This is a genomic window from Acidovorax sp. HMWF018 (assembly GCF_003061035.1).
In the GTDB taxonomy this organism is placed as follows: Bacteria; Pseudomonadota; Gammaproteobacteria; order Burkholderiales; family Burkholderiaceae_C; genus Acidovorax; species Acidovorax delafieldii.
On the sequence record NZ_QAIM01000566.1, the window covers coordinates 1 to 718 of the forward strand.

A 718-nucleotide genomic window follows, 5' to 3' on the forward strand; every position below is an offset into this window, starting at 1 on the left:
GTGACGGCCCTGGGTTGGCGCAAGTGGTTGTAGGGCATGTCGGCCCAACCGCCGTTTTTGCAAGGGCCGCACCTTCCATGGCTGGACAAATGGGGTGTGGACGATGCGGTAGCGGGTGTGCTGAGTGTACAAGCGCAAGCGGTCGGGTTATAATCGCAGGCTTTCCCTTGCCACACCACTTCTAGACGCGGTGGGTGGTCTCACCCAAAAGGAGTCTGCATGCGTCATTACGAAATCATTTTGTTGATCCATCCGGATCAAAGCGAACAAGTTCCAGCCATGCTGGAGCGCTACAAGGGCATGATCACCGCTGGCGGTGGCAAGGTGCACCGCGTGGAAGACTGGGGCCGTCGTCAACTGGCGTACCTGATCAACAAGCTGGCCAAGGCCCACTACCTGTGCGTGAACATCGAAGCCGACCAGGCTGTGATGGCTGAACTGGAGCACGCCTTCAAGTTCAACGACGCCGTGCTGCGCCACCTGACCGTGCAAAAGAAGAAGGCTGAAACCGGTCCTTCCTCCATGATGAAGACCGTCGAGCGCGAAGAAGCCCGCAAGGCCAGCCAAGCTGAATACGCAGCGGCCGGCGAGCGCTGATCCTCTTCTCTCTTTGGAGTGGAGAACCGCGTCGTCTTGACCGCCTGTATCGCAGAGGCTGAGCCCCTGCGATACACGCCCGCCGGACTGCCTGCCCTCATGCTGCGCCTCGAACACGAGT

At 59.7% G+C, this 718-nt stretch carries 1 protein-coding gene and 1 pseudogene; both read left to right on the forward strand.

Annotation, left to right across the window (positions count from 1 at the left end):
• Positions 1-219: 219 nt before the first annotated feature.
• Positions 220-597: a 30S ribosomal protein S6 gene (rpsF, locus tag DBR23_RS24210; protein WP_015013245.1), complete on the forward strand. Its 378-nt coding sequence runs from the start codon at positions 220-222 to the stop codon at positions 595-597.
• 18 nt (positions 598-615) lie between these two features.
• A pseudogene (locus DBR23_RS31635) lies at positions 616-718 on the forward strand (primosomal replication protein N); the annotation flags it as partial.

Excerpts from the sequence above, each read along its gene's own strand:
- rpsF (WP_015013245.1), top strand. The coding sequence starts at position 220 with ATGCGTCATTACGAAATCATTTTGTTGATCCATCCGGATCAAAGCGAA.